The following is a 17,608-nucleotide window of genomic DNA, read 5'->3' as shown; positions in this document are numbered from 1 at the left end:
CTTTATGCGGATGCCTTGGCGAAACGCCGGCTGGTGACGTTTTCCTTTATCTGCCGCAGCCCGGTTGTCATGGCTTCCAGAATTGCAGGATCGATCCCCTTGGTCATGACGCCGCGAAGCTTGGTGCGAAGGCTCTTGATCTCGCGCAGGATCGGCGCCGCGGCCGGCGTCAAGCGCAGGCGCCAGATGCGCCGGTCTTCGGGATCGGGGCAGCGCTTGACCAAGCTTAGCTCCTCGAGACGGTCGATCAGGCGCGCGATCGTGATCGGCGCCACCTCGGCACAGGCCGCGAGCTCGTTCTGGGATACATCCGGCTGCTGCTCCAGCCGCGCCAGAATGATGATCTGTGCCCGGGTCAAACCATGCGCTTGCGCCATCTGGTCGGCGCAAGTGCGCATGTGGCGCGCCACGTCATAAAGCAAAATCAGCGGATCGTTATCGAGATCAGCGGCCGCCATCGCGTGTTTGCCTTGCCAGTCGATAAGGGAGAGCCGCCACGCGGAGGACTTCGAGCGGCTCTCCCGGGTGCCGGCCATCGCCATCGGAGGGCAAGGGCGAAGGCGGCCAGATGGTTAGCCTACGTAACATAAGCAAGCTTATGAAATACCGTAAGCAAGCTTACGATTTCTGTCAAGCGTCGCTGCGGTAGGCCGGCGCGGTGCCGGCGGGCAGAATCTGCGAAGTTGATCCGCCCAACAAAAAAGCCCCGCTCGCGCGGGGCTTAAAGTTTGCAGTCCAGACGAAGCGATCACTTCGTCTTCAGATTCTCCGCCGACACCTTGCCGTTGCGGCCGGTCGTCAGCTCGTAATCAACTTTCTGTCCTTCATTGAGCCCTTGCAGTCCGGCGCGCTCGACCGCCGAGATATGCACGAACACGTCCGGGCCTCCGCCTTGCGGCTGAATGAAGCCATAGCCTTTGGTTGCGTTGAACCACTTCACAGTGCCAGTCGCCACGTTGCCTCTCCAAGAAAAAGTCTACAGGTAGTCCCCGCCGACATCCAAGAATACCGAACAAATCGTTCGCTCGGAAGACACATGTCGTGATCGTTTTGGGAGGATGGCCGCCCCATGTCCGACGCACAACATTGAGGGGCGGGGGCAGCCGTGGCGATCCGATGGTCCGCGGTCCGCCGGAATTTTCGGCAGGAACGATAGACATCGTCAGCCGTTCACGGTCAGCCAACGTGAAAGGACAGCTGATGCGTTTCACCATTGCAACCGCCACCGTTGCAACCGCCGCAGTGGTGCTCGTTGCCGCGCAATTCGCATCCGCGCGGGGCGAGCCGCCTGATGCGGCGAGCCCCCAGCCACCGACCGGTCTGAATGCGCCGTCGTCCTCGGCCAAGAGCACCGAGGAACTGAAGAGGAAGGTCGAGGAGGGAGGCTTCAAGGACGTCCAGGTCGTGCCGCGTATGTTTGTGGTGCTTGCAAAAAAGCCTGACGGGCAGGGCGTCTCGATGATCGTTGACGCCGATACCCTGCAGGCCTTGCAGCTTGGCGGGGACGGTCCGGATCAGGGTGATGCCGGGCGGCAGGGCCCCGACGGGGCATGCAAGGGCCCGGCCGGCGAGGCGCTGTAGGCGGCGCCGTCCGCGCGGTGCGAGCCATTCAGATCGGACAATTCGACAAGATGAGCGCGGCGGTCCGCTCCGCTCATCAGGCTGACCATTTCCGACCAAGCTGCTTCTTTAAGAGTCTTGCATGTCAGTTCCGAAAGCCTTCCTAAGTCTTTGGTCATTCTGATAAATGCTGGGCCGGCTTGACGCGGCGATGCAACCGCTATAGGAAGCCGCATCGCTTTGCGGCCCGGCGACGGACTTCCGCGGCGAACCTGCTCCCAAAAAGGATCGCGCTTTGCGCTCCGGTCTCCTCCTGAAAGGTGGGGCTTGGGCTCCTATCTGCGTTGCCGAGTTGCTTTGACGTGCCCGAAATCAGTCTGCCCGAAAGCGGTTCAGTTTAATCCGATGGCCAAGATCAGCCCGTTCAAGTTCCTGCAAGAGGTCCGTTCGGAGACCGATAAGGTCACCTGGCCGACCCGCAAAGAGACCGTGATCACCACCATCATGGTGTTCGTCATGGTGGCGGTCGCGTCCATTCTGTTCACCGTGGCCGACCAGATCATCCGCCTCCTCATCACCTTCATCCTTCAGATTCAGACCTGACAGCCATCATGGCAAAACGCTGGTACATCGTTCACGCTTACTCGAACTTCGAGAACAAGGTCGCGGAGTCGATCCGCGAGCAGGCCAAGCAGCGCAACCTCGGCGAACTGTTCGATGAGATCATGGTGCCCAAGGAAAAGGTCACCGAGGTGCGCCGCGGCCGCAAGGTCGACACCGAGCGCAAGTTCTTCCCGGGCTATGTGCTCGTGAAAATGGACCTCACCGACGAAGCGTTTCATCTGATCAAGAACACGCCGAAGGTCACGGGCTTCCTCGGCGCCGACAACAAGCCGATGCCCATCTCCGAGGCCGAGGCGTTGCGCATCCTGCAGCAGGTGCAAGAGGGCGTCGACCGGCCGAAGCCGTCGATTTCCTTTGAGGTGGGCGAGCAGGTCCGCGTGTCGGACGGCCCATTCGCGTCGTTCAACGGCACGGTCGAAGAGGTCGACGAGGGCCGTTCGCGCGTCAAGGTCGCGGTGTCGATCTTCGGCCGCGCCACGCCCGTGGAATTGGAGTTTACGCAGGTCGAGAAGGTATAAGACCTGTGTGAAGACGGGGCTGGCTTTCGCCGGTTCCGAAACTGAGAGACGTGGGAGGTGCGGCGGCTGCCAACCGTCTAGATCCGCACCACGGCTCCTGACCCGGCCACTCATGGCCAAAAGGTAGGAGAAGTCAGCTATGGCAAAGAAAGTCACCGGCTTCCTGAAGTTGCAGGTGCCGGCCGGCGCCGCGAATCCCGCGCCGCCGATCGGTCCCGCGCTCGGTCAGCGCGGTCTCAACATCATGGAGTTCTGCAAGGCGTTCAACGCGCAGACGCAGAAACTCGAAAAGGGCGCACCGATCCCGGTCGTCATCACCATCTACGCCGACCGTCCCTTCACCTTCGAGCTCAAGACCCCGCCGATGTCGCACTTCCTCAAGAAGGCGGCAAAGATCGAGAGCGGCTCGAAGACCCCCGGCCGCGACAGCGCCGGCTCCGTGACCAAGGCTCAGGTCAAGGAGATCGCGGAAGCGAAGATGAAGGACCTGAACTGCCACACCGTCGAGGCGGCCATGAAGATGGTCGAGGGTTCAGCCCGCTCGATGGGCCTGCAGGTGAAGGGATAACGGTCATGGCAAACATCGGAAAGCGCACAACGAAGATCCGCGAGGGCGTCGACCCCGCCAAGGCCTATCCGCTCGAAGAAGCGGTCAAGATGATCAAGGATCGGGCCAAGGCGAAGTTCGACGAGACCATCGAGATCGCGATGAACCTCGGCGTCGACCCCAAGCATGCGGACCAGATGGTCCGCGGTGTGGTCACACTGCCGAACGGCACGGGCCGCACGGTTCGCGTCGGCGTGTTCGCCCGCGGCCCCAAGGCCGACGAGGCGAAGGCTGCCGGCGCCGACGTGGTCGGCGCGGAGGACCTGTTCGAGAAGGTCAACGGCGGTACGATCGAGTTCGATCGCTGCATCGCCACGCCGGACATGATGGGTCTGGTCGGCCGTCTCGGTAAGGTGCTCGGCCCGCGCGGCATGATGCCGAACCCGCGCGTCGGCACCGTCACCATGGACGTCACCAACGCCGTGAAGGGCGCCAAGGGCGGCTCGGTCGAGTTCCGCGTCGAGGCTGCCGGCATCCTGCAGGCCGGCGTCGGCAAGGCGTCGTTTGCCGCCGACAAGCTCGTCGAGAACATCCGCGCCTTCACCGACGCCGTGAACAAGGCGAAGCCGTCGGGCGCCAAGGGCCACTACGTCAACCGTGTCTCGATCTCGTCGACGATGGGACCGGGCATCAAGGTGGATATGGCGACGCTCGCGCCGGCCGCCGCCGAGAAGTAATCGGCGCCGCTGAGACTTGAATGTGAAACGGGCGCTGCCTCGGCAGCGCCCGTTTTTTAGTTTTTGGGCTTGAAGTCGATCGCCTTGACGGTGGCCGCCACCGCGGCCCGCTGCTCCTCGATGTCGGCGGCAAATTCATCCGGTCCGCCGACGTTGATCACCGAGCCGGTGGCGGCGAGCCGCGCCGCAATCGATCCGTCGGCCGCGGCCTCCTTGAAGTCGGCGGCGATCTTCTCCTTCAGCGCTCGGGGCGTCGTGGTGCGGCCGATCAGACCGTGCAGGCCTTCGAACACCAGCGACGGATAGCCTTGCTCGCGTGCGGTCGGCACGCCCGGCACCAAGTCGGTGCGCTCCTTGTTGTTGACCGCGATCAGCTTGATGCGGTCGGCCTTCCACTGCGGCTGCAGGATCGCGAGCGACGCCATGGCCACCTGGATGCGGCCTTCGGCCAAATCAGTGGGCGCCTGGTTGATGTCGCGATAGGGCACTTGCGCGATGTTGAGCTTCTCGGCGTACGTGTAGGCCCAGAAGGTGAATTCGGTCAGGCCCGCAACAAGACCCGAGTTGAATTTCCCAGGCGCAGCGCGCGCTGCTTCGGTGAACTCGCGGACATTGGTGTAAGGCGACGACTTGGCGAGTGCGACCGCCAGGATGGTGTTGGACGCGCGCGCGATCGGCACGAGGTCCTTCGGGTCGTAAGGCAATTTGCTGTGAACGAACGGATGGACCGTGAAGTTGCCCGAGGGCATGTAGAGAAACGTATGGTCGTCGTCGGTGCCGAGAAACGCCGAGATCGCGATGATGCTGTCGCCGCCCGGGCGGTTGTCGATCACGACCGGCTGACCCCAGCGCTGCGACAGCTTCTCCGCAAACAGCCGCGCGCCGATGTCAGCCGCGGCGCCCGGACCGAATGGCACGATGAATTTCACCGGTCGCGTCGGCCAGTTCTGGGACTGAGCTTGTGAAGGTGCACTCGCTGCACCAAGCGTGACAAGCACAGCCAATAGAGCTGCCGAAATCCGGACTGCCATCATGAGGGCCTCGCCTTTCCATGGTTGCGTCAAATCTTCTCAGTTCGACGAACCATCCGGCCTGGTCCGTCAGTTGGTCGCTTCGTCCAGAGGCGCGCCTTCCTTGGCGCGGAGTGCGCGCAGCACCGCTTCGGGCGTGAGTGGCAATTCCATCAGCCGTACGCCAATCGCGTCGTCGATTGCGTTGGCAATAGCCGGCGACAGACTCAACGTTGCGGACTCGGCAGCGCCCTTGGCGCCGAACGGTCCATTCTGCTGATAGTTGCGGACAGTCTCGTTGATCATCGCCGGCGGCACGTCGGCAATGCCGGGGATCTTGTAGTCGGCGAGCGACGCGTTGGTCACCTGGCCGCCGTCGAGATGCATCTTCTCGAACATGGTGAAGCCGAGCTGCATGATGGAGGCGCCGGAGATCTGCGTCTCCACGATCCGCGGATTGATCGGGGTGCCGCAGTCGATGACATTGACCACCCGCACGATCCGCACATGGCCGGTCTCGGTGTCGACCTCGACTTCGACCGCGGCGCCTCCGATCATCCAGTAGGGCGTGATGTTCTCGCTGTAGCCGATCTCGTGCTTGGCCGCCTGATAATCGGGCTTGTAGGCGCCCGAGCCGATCACGTTGCCGGCCTGCATGCCGTAGCGTTTCTGGAACAGTTCGGCGACCGGGATGTTCGAGCCTTCGGGCTCGCCCACTTCACGGGCCAGCGCGGCGAGCTTGGCTTTGACCTCGGCTGCGGCGGTGCGGATCGCGTTGCCCATATGAAACAGTGAGCGCGACCCAAGCGTGCCCATGTCGTAGGGCGTGACATCGGTGTCGCGCGGCACCACGCGCACGCTGTCGGCCGGCACGTCCAGCGCTTCGGCTGCGACCTGCGCGAGGCCTGTGTCTGAGCCCTGGCCCATGTCGACGGTGCTGCAATAAAGCGTCACGCTGCCGTCGGCGCTCATGTTGATCATCGCCACCGACGTGGTCGGCGAGATCGCGGCCTTCAGTGCCAGCGCAAGTCCGCGGCCGCGACGGATCGAGCCATTGCCCCGATCGAAAGGCGCGCTCCACTGCAGCCGCTCGCAAAGCCTGTCGAGCACGGCTTCGAGCGGCGCGTCCTTCAGCACCGTGCCGCTCGCGTGCGCTTTGCCTTCGTGTAGCAGATTCTTCCTGCGGAATTCGACCGGGTCGAGCTTCAGTGCACGCGCGATGATGTCGGTGTGGCTCTCATAGGCCCAGCAGAGCTGTGGAATGCCGAAGCCGCGCAGCGCGCCGGCCGGCGTCAGATTGGTGTAGAGCGCGTAGGAGTCGGTCCAGACATTGTCGATGTCGTAAGGGCCCGAAGCGACGAAGCCAGACTTGTGGGTTACGCGTGGGCCGACGTCCGCATAGGCGCCGCCGTTCCAGTAAACCTCGCATTTTCGAGCTGTGATACGGCCGTCCTTGTCGACGCCGCTCTTGATGCGGAACGTGCTCGGGTGCTTAGTGATCTGGTAGAACTGCTCCTCCATCGACAGCGCGATCTTCACCGGCTTGCGCACCAGGAGTGACAGCGCCACGACCAGCGCCTCGAGCTTGATGTAGAGCTTCGAACCATATCCGCCGCCGACATAGGGAATGCGGATGCGCACCTTGTTCTGCGGCAAGCCCAGAAGGCGCGCGAGTTCGAAGCGCACGAACGATGGGCCCTGGCAGCTCGTGTGTACGGTCACGTGATCGGGGCGCGTCTCGGCAATCGCGGCAAACGGCTCGAAGGCAAGATGCAGGCACTTCTGGGTGTGAAAGGTGTGTTCGAACACATGCGCCGCCGATGCAAAAGCAGCGTCGACGTCGCCGCGGCGTAGCCGCGCATCGACCGCCATGTTGGTCGATTTGACGTCCTTCAGATGCTTGAGATCGGCGAAGCTTCCGGCCGGGCGAAGCTTGTCGTGCACATAGGCTTTTGAGGTCATGGCTTCGACCTCGTCGTAGACCGCCGGCAGCTCTTCGTATTCGGCGACGATCTGCGCGACCGCGGCTTCGGCAATATGGGGATCGATGGCAACCACCGCGGCGACCGGCTCGCCGACGAAGCGCACCTTGTCGAGCGCGAGGATCGGCTGGTCGTGGAACGCCGGTCCGTAATACGGATCGGGGATCACCCGGCGGATGTCCTCGCCGGTGAACACCCCGAGCACGCCGGGAATGCGCGCCGCGGCGCTGACGTCAATACGCTGTATACGACCGTGCGCAACGGTGCTTCGAAAGATCTTGCCGTGGACCATGCCCGGCAATTGCATCACGTGAGTGTATTCGGCGCGGCCAGTGACCTTGGCCCGTGCCTCAAGCCTGGGCAGCGAAACGCCGATCTGGCGGCCAGCCGCACCATTTGTCGGCATCGCCAATCCCCTCTTATCGCCGGACACGCTTACGGCGTGTCCGTTCGTAGTGAGAGCGTAACATCCAAGCTCATGCTGTCGAGGTATGCTGGCATGCGATGCGGTGAGAGCCGCATGCATGATCGTAAGGCGACAATGCGGGTCGCTGAACTAATCCGCTCGGATGCCCGCGAGCTTGATGACCTTCGACCACTTCGCCGATTCTGTTCTGAAGAACGCGTTGCATTCTTCGGGCGTGCTGGCGACCGTCTCGAATGCCATTGCGGCAAGGCGCTCTCTGACGTCGGGCCGGGCGTGGATCGCGGCGAGCATCTGGTAAAGCTGCGCGATGATGTCCTTCGGTGTGCCGAATGGCACCACGACGGCGGTCCAGGTCGAGCCTTCGACGTCAGGGAAGCCTGCCTCGACCATCGTTGGCGTATCGGGCAGCGCCTGTGCACGCGTCGTTGCCGAAACCGCGAGCGCGCGGAGCTTGCCGTCCTGGATCATCGGCACCGCGGGTGCGAGCGCGCCGAACGAGGCGGGCGTGTGACCAGCAACGGCTGAGCCGACTGCGGGGCCGCCGCCATTGAAGGGCACGTGAACAAGATCAGGAGCGTAGGACAATCGGAACAGCTCTCCGACGAGACTTGGCGGCGTGCCGACGCCGGGCGAGGCGAAGCTGAATTTGCCGGGATTGGCTTTGACGAGCGCGACGAACTCTTTGACGTTCTTTGCCGGCACGTTTGGATTCACCGTGAGCACGATCGGTTGGACCGCGCCGAGCGTCACCGCCTCGAAGTCGCGGAACGGATCGTATGGCACGTGGCTGTAGAGAAACGGGTTGTTGACGTGGCTGCCGCCGGTCACCAGCAAAGTGTAACCGTCGGGCGCGGACTGCGCGGCGCGCGCACTGCCGGCGCTGCCGCCCGCGCCGCCGACGTTTTCGATGTAAAACGACTTGCCGGTCTGCTCGGACAGTTTGGTCGCGATCAAGCGTGCATACAGGTCGGTCGGCCCGCCGGGCGCAAATGGCACGATCACCTTCACGGCTCGCGACGGATAGGTCTCGGCGCGTGCGAGGCGCGGCAGCACGGGCAGGGCGGCGAGGCCCGCGGCCAAACGCAGAAATCGGCGACGGGGAATCTGCATGGCGTTTCCTCCGGGAGTCGCGATTTGCGGCGGTGCTTATGACACTCGTTGAGTACGGATTTTACGCGGAGACTTGCCGGAGCCAAGCCCGCTTTTGAACTGCAACGTGGGCAACAACACTTCGGGTTTTGCCGAAGCGTTCAGGGCTGAAGTTCCGTACGAGAGAGGCCATCTCCATCGCGGGCGACATGAAACCACGGAGCATCGTCATGGACACCGCAGTTTCGAATCCGATGGCCGCCAAGCTCGACCCTCGCGAGGAGCATCACCGGGTCGCAAGCTCCCATCGTGGGCTGTCATTGTTCCTGCGTTATCTGGCGCCGCGTGATGCCAAGAGCGAACGCGTTGCGCTCTACGTGCACGGCGGAACCTTTCCGTCGGCGCTTTCGATCGCGCATCGTTTCGACGACCGCTCATGGCGCGATGAATTGAACGACGCGGGCTTCCATGTCTGGGGCCTCGATTTCCACGGCTTCGGTCTGTCTGATCCCTATCCGGAGATGGCGCAGCCCCCCGAGGCGAACGCGCCGCTCGGCCGCGCCGAGGACGCGAGCCGCCAGCTTGAAGCCGCGGTGCGGTTCATCGCCAGGCATCACAATGTTGCTCGCATCTCGATCATCGCGCATTCGTGGGGCTCGATCGTCACGGGCCGCTTCGCGGGGCGTTGCCCCGAGTTGGTCGACCGGCTGGTGTTCTTCGGCCCGATCACCTTCAGACCGCACACGGCGGAGGCGCAAAAATTACCCGGCTGGCGCCTCGTCTCGCTGAAGGACCAGTGGGACCGTTTCACCGAAACGGTGCCGAAGGGCGAGGGGGCGGTGCTGTCGCGCCGCCACTTCGACGAATGGGGTGAGTGCTATCTCGACACCGACGCGGCAAGCCGCATGCGCCTGCCCGCGGCCGTGCAGGTGCCGAGCGGGGCGTTCCAGGACATCTTCGACGCCTGGGCGGGTGGGCTTGCTTACGAGCCGGCATTGGTCCGCGCGCCGGTCGCGATCATTCGCGGCGAATGGGACAGCTTTTGCAACGATGCCGATGCCCATTGGCTGTTTGGCGCCTTGAAGACCTCAACCGAGAAGCGCGACATTAAAATCGGCCGCGGCACGCATCTGATGCATCTCGAAGTCATGCGTGGCGCGTTGTACCGGGAGAGCATCGCGTTTCTCACCGAATCCCCAGGCGTCATCTACGCTGCAGCGTGATAATCAGACGACACGGAGGAATTCATGTTTGCCGTGATCTTCGAAGTCCAACCCAAGCAGGAGCGCTTCGACGAATATCTGGAGCTTGCGAAGGGGCTCAAGCCGAAGCTCGAAGCCATTGACGGGTTCATCGACAACGAGCGCTTCAAAAGCCTGCGCGATCAACGGCGGCTGGTGTCGCTATCGACGTGGCGCGACGAGAAAGCGGTGATCCGTTGGCGGACGCAGGGCGAGCACCACGGCGTCCAGGAAAAAGGACGCTTCGAGGTGTTCGAGGACTATCATCTCCGGGTCGGCGAGATTTTCGTCGACAGTCAGGCGCCGGCAACGAAGCAACTGCGTTTCGACGAAACCGAGATCGGCGCCGCGAAGGTCGTCAGCTTGACCGAGGTCGAACCCAAACAGAAGGGTGACGTCTCGGGCGATACGCTTGGCGAGCAACTCGGCCTTGGCGGCCACGGCGGGCTGATCGCAAGCGAGATATTCGAAAGCATCTACGTGCCGGGCAAGCTTCTGCTGCTGACGTCGTGGCGCGACGCCCAGGCGGCCGAAGCGTTCCCGCCAAGGCCGCCGGCTGGCGCGAAGTCACTTCGCCACCGCAGCGTCCGCATCATCCGCGACTACGGCATGTTCGAGCGCCGCGAGGCGCCGCAGTTCTATCCCGAGGTGCGCAAGGCGTCGTAGCAGCTACGCGGCGCTGCGCTTGCCCCAGAGTTCGGCGCTCGCAAGCCGCGCACCCTCGCTGAGCGAGCGCAGCTTCGCCCACATGATGCTTTCGTGGACCCGCTTGGCGAACGGGCTCTGGGCAAAGCCGCAATCGGTGCCGGCCATCACGTTCTCGCGGCCGACGATGTTGGCGAGCCGGACCAGTCGCTGGGCCACCAGCTCCGGATGCTCGACGATGTTGGTGGCGTGGCTGATCACGCCGGGAATGAGCTTCTTGCCGGCCGGCAGTTTGACGTCTTTCCACACCGTCCATTCGTGCTCATGGCGCGGGTTGGCCTGCTCGACGCTGTAGGCGCCGACCTTCACCTGCAGCAGGAGGTCGACGATGCTCTTCAACGGGACGTCGAAGGCATGCGGCCCGTTCCAGCTGCCCCAGCAGATGTGATAGCGCGATCGCTCTTCAGGGATGCCGCGCAAGGCATGATTGAGCGCGTCGATGCGAAGCTGTGCCCAGGCGCGGTACTGCGGCTCGCTCATCGGCGGCACCATCTTCTCGTGCATATACGGCAGGAAGGCGTCGTCGATCTGCACGTAAAGTCCGGCATCGACGATGGCTTTGTATTCCTCGTGCAGCGCATCGGCGAGGGCGAAGAGGAGCGCTTTCTCGTCGGCGTAGTGCTCGTTCTTGGCGCCGGGCAGCGCGCTTGCGGGCGCGACCACGGGCAGGAATGCGCCGGCCGCCTTGTGTTTGGCCGCTGCGGCTTTCAGCGTGGCGATATCGCGCTTGACCGAGCTGTCGTTGTAGGTGAGGGGGCCGTTGACGACGAAGCGGTTGCCAAGCCGCGCGCCAAGGCCGGAGGCGCGATTGTATTCGGCATAGAATTCCGGAAACGCCACCTGATCCTGGCCGCCGCCCGCGGAGGTGAGCGGGTCCTTCATCTCCTGCGGTGTCGCAGGCCTTGTCGTGATCCCGCTGATCCGGGCGTGCACGTAGAATGCCCAATTCCGGCCCTTGCTGAACTCACCGTCGCTGACGATGTCGACGCCGGCCTCGACCTGCTGGTGGACGATTTCGTCGATGGAGGCCTTCAGACAAGCCTCATAGGCCGCCGAGTCGTAAGGCTGGCCGGCCTCGACCTGCTTGAGGAACTCGACCAGGTCGGGCGGTCGAACCAGGCTGCCGACATGGGTTACCGGGATGCGGTCGGGACTATCGGCCATGGGTATCCTCCTGAAAGGCTTGTTTTTCGCGCTTTGGCGGGCATGTTAGCTGGAAGAGGAAGCTGCGGCACCCGCATTCCGCTACCAGGCAGCCGGCGCCGCCTTTGGGCGGCCGCGCCTAAGGTCTTGGCAAACCGGTTCAAACGCTCTAAGTAAGGCCCACGGGCGTGCTGGCTCACTTGTCGGCGCGCCTTTGCGCGCTTCATGAAAGCCACAGCAGAAGGAACCCTTTCCTTTTAGACATCCTCCGGGACATCTGAAAGGGAGCCGGGAAACCAACGCTGCGACCTTCGTTTAGCCGCGTCCTGTCCGAGACTGCGGGTGCCGGGACTGCCGGCTTAATTGACCACCTGCACAGACGGGTAAGGCCGATAGCGGCTCGGGCAACCGGGCTGGAATCGGTTCGAACCGTTGGACCTTGTTTGGCGTGAGCCAGGCGAGAGGCAGGGCACGAAAGCGTCGTCCCTGCGTTCGCGTTGCGACAGCCGGGACGGCACATCGCAACCGGCGGCTTCGTCTCAAGTGACGCCAAGCCGCCAACCGGAGAGAGCTTGTGGAACGAGCGGCTAAAGCCGAGCAGATCGCGGAGTTGAAAGAGGTCTTCAAGACCACCAACACCGTCGTCGTTGCTCACTATGCCGGCCTCACGGTTGCCCAGATGCAGAACCTGCGCAAGCAGGCTCGGCAGGCTGGAACCACTGTGAAGGTCGCCAAAAACCGCCTCGCCAAGATCGCTCTTGATGGCACGGACGTGGCCAGCATCGGTTCCCTGATGAAGGGGCCGACCGTGATCGCCTACTCAAACGATCCCGTTGGTGCGTCCAAGGTCGCCTCCGACTTCGCCAAGGCGAACGACAAGTTCGTCATCCTCGGCGGAGCGATGGGCAAGACCGCGCTCGACCCGAATGGCGTGAAGGCGCTTGCCGCCCTCCCGTCGCTCGACGAGCTCCGGGCCAAAATCGTCGGCCTCCTTGTGGCGCCGGCGACCAAGATTGCGCAGCTCACCAACGCCCCGGCGGCGAAGGTGGCCCGTGTGGTTCAGGCCTATGCCAGCAAGAGCCAAGCTTAATCGAGGCTCCAAACTCAACTGGTTCGAATCGAAAAAGGAACTCTATCAATGGCTGATTTGTCCAAGATCGTAGACGAGCTGTCGACGCTCACCGTCCTCGAGGCGGCTGAGCTCGCCAAGATGCTCGAAGAGAAGTGGGGCGTGAGCGCCGCGGCTGCCGTGGCTGTTGCCGCGGGTCCGGCTGGCGCCGCTGCGGCTCCGGCCGAGGAGAAGACCGAGTTCACGGTCGTTCTCGCCGCTGCCGGCGACAAGAAGATCGAGGTCATCAAGGAGGTCCGTGCGCTCACGGGTCTCGGCCTCAAGGAAGCCAAGGACCTCGTCGAGGGCGCTCCGAAGAACGTCAAGGAAGGCGTGTCCAAGGACGAGGCGACCAAGATCAAGGCCACCTTGGAAAAGGTGGGTGCGAAGGTTGAGCTCAAGTAAGCAGTGCTTATCTGAGTGGTCCCTGGGGATGGTCCAGGGATTGCAAACAAAATCCGGTGATTTCGGGGTTTCCGCCCCGGAATCACCGTGTTTGCCGTTCAGCGGCAGCCAATAAGGCCGGTTTGCCGGCCTTTGGTGAGCGAGAGAGGACCGCATTTTTTGCGGTCGCGAGAGAAGGGCCGCGGCCTAGCCTAGTGTTTGGCCGTGTGGAGTCGGCGGTTCGGCCACCCGAATCGCCTCATAGATAGGCACTCGAACGCCTGTCCAGATAGTCGCGATGGATAGCGGCTTTTTGGAGAGTCGTCCCCGGTGCTTCCGACCGAACGACATAAAGAGAGAGAACGATGGCGCAGACGTTTACGGGTCGCAAGCGCGTAAGAAAGTTTTTCGGAAAAATCCAGGAAGTCGCAGAGATGCCGAACCTCATCGAGGTTCAGAAGGCATCTTATGACCAGTTCCTGCTGGTGCAGGAACCGCCCGGCGGTCGTCCTGACGAGGGCCTGCAGGCCGTGTTCAAGTCGGTGTTCCCGATCCGCGATTTTTCGAACACCTCGCAGCTCGACTTCGTCGCCTACGAATTCGATCCGCCGAAGTATGACGTCGACGAGTGCCGCCAGCGCGGCATGACGTTCGCCGCGCCGCTCAAGGTGAAGCTGCGGCTGATCGTGTTCGATGTCGACGAAGAGACCGGCGCCCGCTCCGTGAAGGACATCAAGGAGCAGGATGTCTACATGGGCGACATCCCGCTGATGACGAACAACGGTACGTTCATCGTGAACGGCACCGAGCGCGTCATCGTCTCGCAGATGCACCGTTCGCCTGGCGTGTTCTTCGACCACGACAAGGGCAAGACGCATTCGTCGGGCAAGCTCCTGTTCGCCGCCCGCATCATTCCGTATCGCGGCTCCTGGCTCGACATCGAGTTCGACGCCAAGGACATCGTCCATGCGCGTATCGACCGGCGCCGGAAGATTCCGGTGACGTCGCTGCTGTTCGCGCTCGGTCTCGACGGCGAAACCATCCTCAACACCTTCTACAAGCAGATCCCGTACAAGCGGCAGAAGGACGGCTGGCGCGTGCCGTTCGATGGCAACCGCCTCAAGGGCTACAAGGCCGTCAACGACGTCGTCGACGCCGACACCGGCAAGGTGGTGGTCGAGGCCGGCCAGAAGATCACGGTCCGCCAGGCCCGTCAGCTCACCGAGAAGGGGCTGAAGGCGCTGCGCATGACCGATGATGAACTCATCGGCCACTACATCGCCGAAGACCTCGTCAACGCGAAGACCGGCGAGATCCACGCCGAGGCCGGCGAGGAGATCACCGAGAAGCTCCTGAAGCTCCTCAATGAAGAGGGCTACAAGGAAATCCCGATCCTCGACATCGACCATGTCAACGTCGGCGCCTACATCCGCAACACCCTCGCGGTCGACAAGAACATGTCGCGCGAGGAGGCGCTGTTCGACATCTATCGCGTGATGCGTCCCGGCGAGCCGCCGACGCTCGACACCGCGCAGTCGATGTTCCAGTCGCTGTTCTTCGATAGTGAGCGCTACGACCTCTCGGCCGTGGGCCGCGTCAAGATGAACATGCGCCTCGACCTCGACGCGCCGGACACCATGCGCGTCCTGCGCAAGGAAGACATCATCGCTGTGATCCGCACGCTGCTCGACCTGCGCGACGGCAAGGGCGAGATCGACGACATCGACCATCTCGGCAACCGCCGGGTGCGTTCGGTCGGCGAACTGATGGAGAACCAGTACCGCATCGGCCTGCTCCGCATGGAGCGCGCCATCAAGGAGCGCATGTCGTCGGTCGATATCGACACCGTCATGCCGCAGGACCTGATCAACGCGAAGCCCGCGGCTGCCGCGGTGCGCGAGTTCTTCGGCTCCTCGCAGCTCTCGCAGTTCATGGACCAGACCAACCCGCTGTCGGAGATCACCCACAAGCGGCGCCTGTCTGCGCTCGGCCCGGGTGGTCTGACGCGCGAGCGCGCCGGCTTCGAGGTGCGCGACGTGCACCCGACGCATTACGGCCGCATCTGCCCGATCGAAACGCCGGAAGGTCCGAACATCGGCTTGATCAACTCGCTCGCGACCTACGCGCGCGTGAACAAGTACGGCTTCGTCGAGACGCCGTATCGCAAGGTCAAGGACGGCCGCGTCACCGACGAGGTCGTGTATCTCTCGGCGATGGAGGAGGGCCGTTACACGGTTGCTCAGGCTAACGCTCCGATCGATCCCAAGGGCCGGTTCACGGAAGACCTGATTCAGTGCCGCCATGCCGGCGACGTGCTCCAGCTTCCGCCGGAGAAGGTCGACTACATGGACGTGTCGCCGAAGCAGCTCGTTTCGGTGGCTGCGGCGCTGATCCCGTTCCTCGAGAACGACGACGCCAACCGCGCGCTGATGGGCTCGAACATGCAGCGCCAGGCGGTGCCGCTGGTTCGCGCCGAGGCGCCGTTCGTCGGCACCGGCATGGAAGGCGTGGTGGCTCGTGACTCGGGCGCGGCGATCGCTGCGCGCCGTACCGGCGTGATCGATCAGGTGGACGCCACCCGTATCGTCATCCGCGCCACCGGCGAGACCGACCCGACCAAGCCCGGCGTCGACATCTACCGGCTGATGAAGTTCCAGCGCTCCAACCAGAACACCTGCATCAACCAGCGTCCGCTGGTGAAGGTGGGCGATCAGGTCAAGAAGGGCGACATCATCGCCGACGGCCCGTCGACCGAGCTCGGCGAGCTCGCGCTCGGCCGGAACGTGCTGGTCGCGTTCATGCCGTGGAACGGCTACAACTTCGAAGACTCGATCCTGCTCTCCGAGCGGATCGTGAAGGACGATGTCTTCACCTCGATCCACATCGAGGAATTCGAAGTGATGGCCCGCGACACCAAGCTGGGCCCCGAGGAAATCACGCGCGACATTCCGAACGTCTCGGAAGAGGCGCTGAAGAACCTCGACGAAGCCGGCATTGTCTACATCGGTGCGGAGGTCCGCGCCGGCGACATCCTGTGCGGCAAGATCACGCCGAAGGGCGAAAGCCCGATGACGCCGGAAGAGAAGCTTCTGCGCGCCATCTTCGGTGAGAAGGCCTCGGACGTTCGCGACACGTCGCTTCGCGTGCCGCCGGGCGTGCAGGGCACCGTCGTCGAAGTCCGCGTGTTCAACCGCCACGGCGTCGACAAGGACGAGCGTGCGCTGGCGATCGAGCGCGAGGAAATCGAACGCCTCGCCAAGGACCGCGACGACGAGCAGGCGATCCTCGACCGTAACGTCTATGGCCGTCTGGCGGAGCTTCTCGAAGGCCGCCAAGGCATCGCCGGTCCGAAGGGCTTCAAGAAGGACTCCAAGATCACCCGTGCGGTGCTGGAAGAGTATCCGCGCGCGCAGTGGTGGCAGTTTGCCTCGCCGAACGACAAGCTGATGGCCGAGATCGAAGCGATCCGGAAGCAGTACGACGAGTCGAAGAAGGGTCTGGAACAGCGCTTCCTCGACAAGGTCGAGAAGCTGCAGCGCGGTGACGAGCTGCCGCCGGGCGTGATGAAGATGGTCAAGGTCTTCGTTGCGGTGAAGCGCAAGATTCAGCCCGGCGACAAGATGGCCGGCCGCCACGGCAACAAGGGCGTGGTGTCGCGCATCGTGCCGATCGAGGACATGCCGTTCCTCGAGGACGGCACCCATGTCGACATCGTGCTCAACCCGCTGGGCGTGCCGTCGCGCATGAACGTCGGCCAGATTCTCGAGACGCATCTGGGCTGGGCTTGCGCCGGCCTGGGTCTCAAGATCGGGCAGGCCGTCGAGCTCTACAACAGCAAGGGCGACGTCAAGCCGCTCAAGGAGACGTTGAAGAAGATCTACGGCGACGACGACGACATCAAGTCGATGAACGAGGACAATCTCATCGAACTTGGCACCAACCTCAAGCACGGCGTGCCGATTGCAACGCCGGTGTTCGATGGCGCCAAGGAAGCCGACATCGAGAGCATGCTCGACATGGCGGGTATGAACCACTCTGGCCAATCGGCGGTCTATGACGGCCGCACCGGCGAGAAGTTCGATCGCAATGTCACGGTGGGCTACATCTACATGCTCAAGCTCCACCACCTCGTGGACGACAAGATCCACGCGCGCTCGATCGGCCCGTACTCGCTCGTCACCCAGCAGCCGCTGGGCGGCAAGGCGCAGTTCGGTGGCCAGCGTTTCGGCGAAATGGAGGTCTGGGCGCTCGAAGCCTACGGCGCAGCCTACACGCTGCAGGAGATGCTGACGGTGAAGTCGGACGACGTCGCCGGCCGCACCAAGGTCTACGAAGCGATCGTCCGCGGCGACGACACCTTCGAAGCCGGCATCCCCGAGAGCTTCAACGTGCTGGTCAAGGAGATGCGCTCGCTCGGCCTCAACGTCGACCTGCATAACTCCAAGGCGCAAACGCCAAGCGGCACGGCCGAGGCGGCCGAGTGATCTAAGCGGCGGGGAGCGGCGGGTGCGCCGCTCCCAAGGCCGTCTCGCT

Annotated in this window: 16 protein-coding genes; 10 read left to right on the top strand and 6 right to left on the bottom strand. The window is 63.3% G+C overall.

The window, feature by feature from the left end; all coding sequences use genetic code 11:
* Positions 1 to 2: 2 nt before the first annotated feature.
* Together RHPLAN_RS22635 and RHPLAN_RS22630 are read right to left on the bottom strand one after the other, a co-directional pair.
* Positions 3 to 542 carry a MarR family winged helix-turn-helix transcriptional regulator gene (locus RHPLAN_RS22635; RefSeq protein WP_068022284.1) on the bottom strand — a complete coding sequence of 180 codons (540 nt, stop codon included), beginning with the start codon at positions 540 to 542 and terminating at the stop codon, positions 3 to 5.
* 206 nt (positions 543 to 748) lie between these two features.
* A complete protein-coding gene (locus RHPLAN_RS22630; protein WP_068022281.1) occupies positions 749 to 955 on the bottom strand; it encodes a cold-shock protein in 207 nt (68 codons plus the stop codon).
* Between the two features lie 245 nt (positions 956 to 1,200).
* On the opposite strand from RHPLAN_RS22630, the gene RHPLAN_RS22625 reads away from it, so the two are divergent.
* From RHPLAN_RS22625 to rplA, 5 genes are all read left to right on the top strand, one after another.
* Complete coding sequence (locus RHPLAN_RS22625) at positions 1,201 to 1,581, top strand: hypothetical protein (RefSeq protein ID WP_157100420.1); 381 nt, start codon at positions 1,201 to 1,203, stop codon at positions 1,579 to 1,581.
* A 384-nt stretch (positions 1,582 to 1,965) separates the two neighbouring features.
* Entirely contained in the window at positions 1,966 to 2,163 is a 198-nt protein-coding gene (secE, locus tag RHPLAN_RS22620; RefSeq protein ID WP_068022275.1) for a preprotein translocase subunit SecE, read from the top strand.
* Between the two features lie 8 nt (positions 2,164 to 2,171).
* Positions 2,172 to 2,702 (top strand): transcription termination/antitermination protein NusG, encoded by a 531-nt coding sequence (gene nusG / locus RHPLAN_RS22615; RefSeq protein ID WP_068022273.1) that lies wholly within the window; start codon positions 2,172 to 2,174, stop codon positions 2,700 to 2,702.
* Between the two features lie 139 nt (positions 2,703 to 2,841).
* Positions 2,842 to 3,270 (top strand): 50S ribosomal protein L11, encoded by a 429-nt coding sequence (gene rplK, locus RHPLAN_RS22610; protein WP_068022271.1) that lies wholly within the window; start codon positions 2,842 to 2,844, stop codon positions 3,268 to 3,270.
* A 5-nt stretch (positions 3,271 to 3,275) separates the two neighbouring features.
* Positions 3,276 to 3,986 (top strand): 50S ribosomal protein L1, encoded by a 711-nt coding sequence (gene rplA / locus RHPLAN_RS22605; protein WP_068022268.1) that lies wholly within the window; start codon positions 3,276 to 3,278, stop codon positions 3,984 to 3,986.
* Positions 3,987 to 4,042: 56 nt separating this feature from the next.
* Here the strand turns inward: rplA and RHPLAN_RS22600 are convergent, their stop codons facing one another.
* From RHPLAN_RS22600 to RHPLAN_RS22590, 3 genes are all read right to left on the bottom strand, one after another.
* Complete coding sequence (locus RHPLAN_RS22600) at positions 4,043 to 5,020, bottom strand: Bug family tripartite tricarboxylate transporter substrate binding protein (protein ID WP_084245349.1); 978 nt, start codon at positions 5,018 to 5,020, stop codon at positions 4,043 to 4,045.
* 66 nt (positions 5,021 to 5,086) lie between these two features.
* The gene (locus RHPLAN_RS22595; RefSeq protein ID WP_068022264.1) at positions 5,087 to 7,384 is read right to left on the bottom strand and encodes a xanthine dehydrogenase family protein molybdopterin-binding subunit; all 2,298 of its coding nucleotides are present in this window, start codon (positions 7,382 to 7,384) and stop codon (positions 5,087 to 5,089) included.
* A 150-nt stretch (positions 7,385 to 7,534) separates the two neighbouring features.
* Entirely contained in the window at positions 7,535 to 8,515 is a 981-nt protein-coding gene (locus RHPLAN_RS22590) for a Bug family tripartite tricarboxylate transporter substrate binding protein (RefSeq protein ID WP_084245347.1), read from the bottom strand.
* 209 nt (positions 8,516 to 8,724) lie between these two features.
* Here RHPLAN_RS22590 and RHPLAN_RS22585 point away from each other — a divergent pair, with 209 nt between their 5' ends.
* Both RHPLAN_RS22585 and RHPLAN_RS22580 read left to right on the top strand, forming a co-directional pair.
* The gene (locus RHPLAN_RS22585) at positions 8,725 to 9,717 is read left to right on the top strand and encodes an alpha/beta hydrolase (RefSeq protein WP_198164445.1); all 993 of its coding nucleotides are present in this window, start codon (positions 8,725 to 8,727) and stop codon (positions 9,715 to 9,717) included.
* A gap of 24 nt (positions 9,718 to 9,741) precedes the next feature.
* Positions 9,742 to 10,401, top strand: a complete 660-nt coding sequence (locus tag RHPLAN_RS22580; protein ID WP_068022251.1) for an antibiotic biosynthesis monooxygenase family protein — start codon at positions 9,742 to 9,744, stop codon at positions 10,399 to 10,401.
* Positions 10,402 to 10,404: 3 nt separating this feature from the next.
* On the opposite strand, the gene RHPLAN_RS22575 is transcribed toward RHPLAN_RS22580, so the two are convergent.
* Entirely contained in the window at positions 10,405 to 11,604 is a 1,200-nt protein-coding gene (locus tag RHPLAN_RS22575; protein ID WP_068022248.1) for a cobalamin-independent methionine synthase II family protein, read from the bottom strand.
* 553 nt (positions 11,605 to 12,157) lie between these two features.
* On the opposite strand from RHPLAN_RS22575, the gene rplJ reads away from it, so the two are divergent.
* From rplJ to rpoB, 3 genes are all read left to right on the top strand, one after another.
* The gene (gene rplJ, locus RHPLAN_RS22570; RefSeq protein ID WP_068022245.1) at positions 12,158 to 12,673 is read left to right on the top strand and encodes a 50S ribosomal protein L10; all 516 of its coding nucleotides are present in this window, start codon (positions 12,158 to 12,160) and stop codon (positions 12,671 to 12,673) included.
* A 48-nt stretch (positions 12,674 to 12,721) separates the two neighbouring features.
* Positions 12,722 to 13,096: a 50S ribosomal protein L7/L12 gene (gene rplL, locus RHPLAN_RS22565; protein ID WP_068022242.1), complete on the top strand. Its 375-nt coding sequence runs from the start codon at positions 12,722 to 12,724 to the stop codon at positions 13,094 to 13,096.
* A 344-nt stretch (positions 13,097 to 13,440) separates the two neighbouring features.
* Complete coding sequence (rpoB, locus tag RHPLAN_RS22560) at positions 13,441 to 17,559, top strand: DNA-directed RNA polymerase subunit beta (RefSeq protein WP_068022239.1); 4,119 nt, start codon at positions 13,441 to 13,443, stop codon at positions 17,557 to 17,559.
* Positions 17,560 to 17,608 lie beyond the last annotated feature (49 nt).

This window comes from Rhodoplanes sp. Z2-YC6860 (assembly GCF_001579845.1).
GTDB lineage: Bacteria > Pseudomonadota > Alphaproteobacteria > Rhizobiales > Xanthobacteraceae > Z2-YC6860.
This window is presented reverse-complemented; position numbering and strand designations above follow the sequence as displayed.

Bases quoted from the DNA above. Each gene is read 5' to 3' on its own strand.
- nusG (WP_068022273.1), top strand. From the start codon at position 2,172: ATGGCAAAACGCTGGTACATCGTTCACGCTTACTCGAACTTCGAGAAC.
- RHPLAN_RS22635 (WP_068022284.1), bottom strand. From the start codon at position 542: ATGGCGATGGCCGGCACCCGGGAGAGCCGCTCGAAGTCCTCCGCGTGG.
- rplA (WP_068022268.1), top strand. From the start codon at position 3,276: ATGGCAAACATCGGAAAGCGCACAACGAAGATCCGCGAGGGCGTCGAC.
- rplK (WP_068022271.1), top strand. From the start codon at position 2,842: ATGGCAAAGAAAGTCACCGGCTTCCTGAAGTTGCAGGTGCCGGCCGGC.
- rplL (WP_068022242.1), top strand. From the start codon at position 12,722: ATGGCTGATTTGTCCAAGATCGTAGACGAGCTGTCGACGCTCACCGTC.
- RHPLAN_RS22600 (WP_084245349.1), bottom strand. From the start codon at position 5,020: ATGATGGCAGTCCGGATTTCGGCAGCTCTATTGGCTGTGCTTGTCACG.
- RHPLAN_RS22625 (WP_157100420.1), top strand. From the start codon at position 1,201: ATGCGTTTCACCATTGCAACCGCCACCGTTGCAACCGCCGCAGTGGTG.
- RHPLAN_RS22575 (WP_068022248.1), bottom strand. From the start codon at position 11,604: ATGGCCGATAGTCCCGACCGCATCCCGGTAACCCATGTCGGCAGCCTG.
- RHPLAN_RS22595 (WP_068022264.1), bottom strand. From the start codon at position 7,384: ATGCCGACAAATGGTGCGGCTGGCCGCCAGATCGGCGTTTCGCTGCCC.
- RHPLAN_RS22590 (WP_084245347.1), bottom strand. From the start codon at position 8,515: ATGCAGATTCCCCGTCGCCGATTTCTGCGTTTGGCCGCGGGCCTCGCC.
- rpoB (WP_068022239.1), top strand. From the start codon at position 13,441: ATGGCGCAGACGTTTACGGGTCGCAAGCGCGTAAGAAAGTTTTTCGGA.
- secE (WP_068022275.1), top strand. From the start codon at position 1,966: ATGGCCAAGATCAGCCCGTTCAAGTTCCTGCAAGAGGTCCGTTCGGAG.
- RHPLAN_RS22585 (WP_198164445.1), top strand. From the start codon at position 8,725: ATGGACACCGCAGTTTCGAATCCGATGGCCGCCAAGCTCGACCCTCGC.
- RHPLAN_RS22580 (WP_068022251.1), top strand. From the start codon at position 9,742: ATGTTTGCCGTGATCTTCGAAGTCCAACCCAAGCAGGAGCGCTTCGAC.